3 protein-coding genes are annotated in these 5,731 nt (G+C 39.4%); all 3 read left to right on the forward strand.

The window, feature by feature from the left end; translation table 11 throughout:
- Positions 1-905: ABC transporter permease (locus tag H7254_RS20815; RefSeq protein ID WP_301934806.1), on the forward strand; the 905-nt coding region annotated here is incomplete at its 5' end.
- A gap of 7 nt (positions 906-912) precedes the next feature.
- Positions 913-3,327 (forward strand): ABC transporter permease, encoded by a 2,415-nt coding sequence (locus H7254_RS20820; RefSeq protein WP_301934807.1) that lies wholly within the window; start codon positions 913-915, stop codon positions 3,325-3,327.
- A gap of 91 nt (positions 3,328-3,418) precedes the next feature.
- The coding region (locus H7254_RS20825) for an ABC transporter permease (protein ID WP_301934808.1) at positions 3,419-5,731 on the forward strand (2,313 nt) is incomplete at its 3' end.

Raw genomic sequence — 5,731 nt, forward strand, 5'->3', positions numbered from 1 at the left:
CCTCGAGAATACCCACCGGCAGATTGCTGGATTATACAGTTGCAGCAACATTGTCCGGAGATTCAACAATTCCGTCTGTCACCGCTATCAAATATGTTTCGGTTGATTATAATTTTGTGCCCACTTATGGGATAACAATGGCTGCCGGAAGAAATTTTTCAAAAGACTATGGCACCGATACATCGAATTATATTTTAAATGAAACTGCTGTAAAGGCCCTTGGCTGGAACACAATAAATGCGGTTGGCAAAGATTTTAAATATGGCACTGTTTCAGGCCATGTGATTGGGGTGATGAAAGATTTTCATTTTGAAAGTATGCACCAGTTGATTGCACCAATGGTACTGGTAATGTATCCGCCAGCTTATTTCAACAACCTGTCTGTAAAATTCTCGGGCAGTAATACTACCAAATCGCTGGCATATCTTGAAAGCACCTGGAAAAAATTTATCCCTGATATTCCTTTTGAATATCATTTTCTGGATGAAAATTTTGATAGGTTATATGAATCTGAACAAAGACAAGGCACCCTCTTTACCACCTTCGCCTGCATTGCCATTTTTATTGCCAGTCTTGGTTTGCTGGGTTTGTCTGCATTTACCATTTCGCAACGCATTAAAGAGATTGGTGTGCGCAAAGTACTGGGTGCAGATACCAGCGGCATAGTAGTGCTATTGTCTAAAGAGTTTTTGATACTTGTAGCCATTGCGGCACTCATAGCGTTCCCGGTTGCTTGGTATTCTATGCACAACTGGTTAAAGGATTTTGCCTATCGGGTAAACATTCAATGGTGGGTGTTTTTAGTGGCTGCTGTTGTGGCCTTGTTTGTAGTATTGGTAACGGTAAGTTTTCAGACTATAAAAGCCGCAGTAGCCAACCCCGTAAAAAGTTTAAAAGCAGATTAAAAATATCATGATAAAAAATTATTTTAAAACAGCGTGGAGAAATATGCTAAAAAACAAAGCATTTTCTATCATCAATTTATTGGGTTTATCCATTGGCATATCCGTATGTTTTATCATTATGCTTTTTGTGCAGGATGAATTGAGATACGACCGGTTTAATGTAAAAGCAAACAGGATTGTGAGGGTGCTTTTTCAATCGAATATTAACGGAGGTAAAATAAATGAAGCCACGGTAATGCCACCAACAGCACAGGCCTTAAAAAATGATTATCCGGAAGTGCAGGAGGCTACAAGGTTACATGTAGCAGGAAGGCCTAAAGTTACTTACGGCGATAAAAAATTTAACGATGGTGAATTTGCTTTTGTAGATGCCAATTTTTTTAGTGTGTTTACCATTCACTTTTTAAAGGGTGATCCTGCAACGGCATTACAGCAACCAAACACCCTTGTTATTACAAACGATTTTGCAAAAAAATATTTTGGTAACGAAGACCCGATTGGTAAAACGCTGGATTTTAATAACAAGAGTGAGTTGTATAAAGTAACTGGCATAATTGATAAAATACCTGCCAATGCACATTTTCATTTTGATATGTTTGGCGCTATGGCTGGCCATAGTGAAGCAAAATCAGATAGCTGGATGACGTCTAATTTTTTTACTTACCTGGTATTACCCGATGGATATAATTATAAAAAATTAGAAGCCAAACTGCCGAATATGGTAGAGAAATATATGGGCCCGCAGATATTAAAGGCGATGGGCATGAGCTTAGCGCAATTTAGAACCAAAGGAAATTCACTAGGCTTTGCATTGCAGCCATTAAAGGATATTCATCTTCATTCAAACAGTAGTTATGAAATGGAACCTGGTGGTGATATAAAGTATGTGTACATTTTTGGTGCCGTGGCTATTTTTATGTTGCTGATAGCCTGCATCAACTTCATCAACCTCTCTACTGCAAGTGCTTCTAAAAGGGCTAAAGAAGTGGGGGTAAGAAAAGTAATGGGTTCCGGAAAATTTGAATTGGTAAAACAATTTTTAACGGAGTCTGTCCTCTTAACTTTTATAGCTTTATTAATTTCATTTGCTTTTGTTCAATTGGTATTGCCGGTATTTAATGATCTATCTGGCAAAAATTTAAGTATAGGATTTAGCCTTCAGCCATTGTTATTATTTGTTGCACTCGGTTTGTTGGTTGGGGTGTTGGCGGGTATTTATCCTGCGTTTTTTCTCTCTTCATTTAACCCGATCGCAACGCTTAAAGGCAGGTTAAGCGCAAGTACAAAAAGTTTGGGATTGCGAAGTGGACTGGTAATTTTTCAATTCTTTATTTCCATCAGTTTAATTGTTGGTACCATTGTTATTTACCAGCAAATGAAATATATCCAACAAAAAAAACTGGGTTATAATAAGGAACAATTGCTGGTGTTGTCTAACTCATGGGCATTGGGTAAAAATGAACAATTTTTTAAAGAAGAATTGTTGAAAGATTCCAGGGTTGTAAACGTTACTACATCCGGTTATAAGCCTGCCGGGCCAACAAATAATAATAACTCCATGGTTTATCCTGAGGGAAAAGAAAACCAGGTAATGAAAACACTTCGGTATGATGTTGATGAACAATACATACCTACATTAGGAATAGAAATGGCAGGAGGTAGAAATTTTTCGCCAGCTTTTGCTACAGATTCTTCTGCAGTCATCATTAATGAAGCCGCTGCCAAAGCCTTTGCCCTTGCAGGTAATGGAGTGGGTAGCCATTTAATATGGATGCAAGGAAATGATGGAACTAAAGTTTCTTACCATGTAATTGGTGTTGTAAAAGATTTTCATTTTCGTTCGTTGCATGAAGCGATTACTCCTTTGCTAATGGTGCTAAAACCGGAGTGGGGATTGATTGTAAAAACAAAAACGGCAGACGTTGCTGGCTTACTGAGCTCAATGAAACAGCAATGGCAAAAGCTACAGGTAGATGAACCATTTGAATATGCATTTATGGATGAGCTGTACAATAAAACTTATTTGACAGAACAAAAAACCGGACGTATCCTCAACATATTTGCCCTGCTTACCATATTTGTTGCTTGCCTTGGTTTATTTGGCTTGGCAACCTACACAGCAGAGCAACGCACCAAAGAAATTGGTATACGCAAAGTGCTTGGTGCAACGGTAACGCAGGTAACAAATATGCTGTCGAAGGAATTTTTAAAACTTGTTGGCATTGCCTGCATCCTTGCATTTCCATTAGCATGGTGGGGAATGAATAAATGGCTCCAGGGTTTTGCATACCGCATATCCATTAGTTGGTGGGTATTTATTCTTGCTGCATTCGCTGCTATTTTACTGACGATGCTAACGGTAAGTTTTCAATCAATAAAAGCGGCATTGATGAACCCGGTGAAGAGTTTAAAAGCAGACTAGGTAATGGATAATTTTTTAATTGATAATGCAAAACCTACATAAAAGAAGTTATCACATTAACAAGGAAACATAACATCTAAACGGCTAAACCATGATAAAAAACTATTTTAAAATTGCGTGGCGGAGTTTATTGAAAAACAAAGGCACTACTGCCATCAATATCCTTGGTTTATCGGTGGGAATGACAGCTGCGGTATTTATACTGCTGTGGGTACAAAACGAAATACATTTTGATGATTACCACAAAGATCAAAGCAGTATTTATCGCCTCACAACAAGGCTTCCTTCGCAAGGTTGGGTTTGGGAGAGCACCCCGCTTTTACTGGCAGATGCCATAAAAAAAGAAGTGCCGGAAATTACAAATGCCGCCCGTTTGTACACCAGCCACTGGCCGGTCTTTACCATTAAAGGCAACCTGTTTTACAGTAAAGGTTGTGCTTATGTAGATGAGGCCTGGTTTAATATTTTTAGGTACGATTTTAAAGAGGGTAATGCTGCTGCTTTTGATGCCAATCCTTTCAGCATCATATTAACAAGTGCAGAAGCAAAAAAATATTTTGGTACTGCCGCTGCCGTGGGACAAATGATCCGAGTTGATTCAGTGAATTACGAGGTAAGGGGAGTGGTGGCAGATGCGCCTACCAATTCAAGTTTTCAATATACTTCTTTTATACCCATCAGTGCCCTGCTTACCAATCCGCAAATACGTGAAAACGACCAGCAATGGAACAATGCCAACTACATCACTTTTGTAAAAACCACTACTGGCAGTAAGCCCGTCGTGGTAGAAAAAAAGATAACGGACGTAATAGCCTCCAAAAGTAAAGGGGACGCTGCTCCGATATCCATGATCTCCTTAAAAGACATGCACTTTGAAACAGAAATAGACAACTCTACTTTTATACACGGCAACCGAAATACAGTGTATGTTTTTTCTATACTTGGTTTTTTGTTGTTGCTGATTGCGTGCATCAATTATGTAAACCTCACCACAGCAAGAGCCAGCCTGCGGGCCAGGGAAGTAAGTGTACGAAAAATAAATGGTGCTGACCGGTCACATCTTTTTCTGCAATTTATTACGGAGTCTTTATTGATCAGTCTGCTGTCATTAGTAGCAACACTGATGCTTATAAAATTTTGTCTGCCAGTGTTTAACCAGTTAACAGAAAAATCATTTTACCTGCCACTGACATCGCTGAATGTATGGAAAGTATTGGGGTGTACATTATTGGCGGCCCTGGTGCTCAACAGTATTTATCCTGCTTTGCTGCTCTCTTCCTTTAAGCCATTGAATGTATTTCGTGGCAACATAGTACTGAAAGTAAAAGACAGTTCTTTCCGCAAAGGACTGGTAGTATTACAATTTACGGTTTCTGTTATACTCATTGGAAGCACCATTGTTATTTACAGTCAGCTTCAATACATACAGTATAAAAACCCTGGTTACAATCGGTCACAGACCTTGTCGTTTGCATTACCGTCAACGATCGAAAGGGGAAAACGGGAATCGGTGATGATGGCCATGAAGCATGAGCTCCTTGCTGAAAGCAGTATCGAAAAGGTTGCTACTTCCAACCAGCCACTGGTAAACCTAGGCAGCGTGTGTACTGAATGTGCCGATTGGAAAGGGCGTGATACCAGTTACAATCCCAGGATCACACAACTTTCTGCCGACATAGATTTTGAAAAGACCATGCAACTTAAAATGAAAGAAGGCGAATGGTTTGGCGAAAGCAATAATAACGGGGCACATGGTTTTATATTGAATGAAACAGCCGTGAAAGATTTTAAACTGCCAGTGCCAACAACAGGAGCCTGGTTTGTTTTTAAAGGAGATACCGGTCGGGTGATTGGTGTGGTAAATGATTTTGCTTATAAGAGCCTGCATGAAAAGAGTGGCCCCGTGGTGGTATTCAACAACGCTACATGGAGAAACTTTTTTAGTGTAAGAATTGCGGGTGAAAAAGCAACAGTGGGATTGAGTAGTATCAGCAAGGTCTGGAAAAAATATGTGAGTGATAGCCCGCTGGAATATAATTTTTTAGATGACACCTTTAATAATCTTTACAAGCAAGACCAGCAGACCTCTTTTCTAATGATTGTGTTTGCAGTAATTGCCATTGTTATTTCGGCGCTGGGATTGTTTAGTCTGGCTGCCTTTGAAGCAACGCAACGAACCAAAGAAATTGGTGTAAGAAAAGTATTGGGAGCTACCGTTGCAGGCATTACAAAACTGCTATCAAAAGATTTTGTAATACTGGTTTGCATAGCCATTTTGATCGCATCACCGATTGCATATTTTGCTATGAATAAATGGATACAAAATTTCGCTTACCGCATTGATATTGCCTGGTGGATGTTTGCAGTTGCTGGTTTGTTTGCCCTACTGATAGCCTTGCTTACA

It is taken from the genome of Ferruginibacter sp. (assembly GCF_014377975.1).
Lineage (GTDB): Bacteria > Bacteroidota > Bacteroidia > Chitinophagales > Chitinophagaceae > Ferruginibacter.

What these genes read in the sequence shown, in the direction of transcription:
- H7254_RS20820 (WP_301934807.1), top strand. Translation starts at nt 913, where the DNA reads ATGATAAAAAATTATTTTAAAACAGCGTGGAGAAATATGCTAAAAAAC.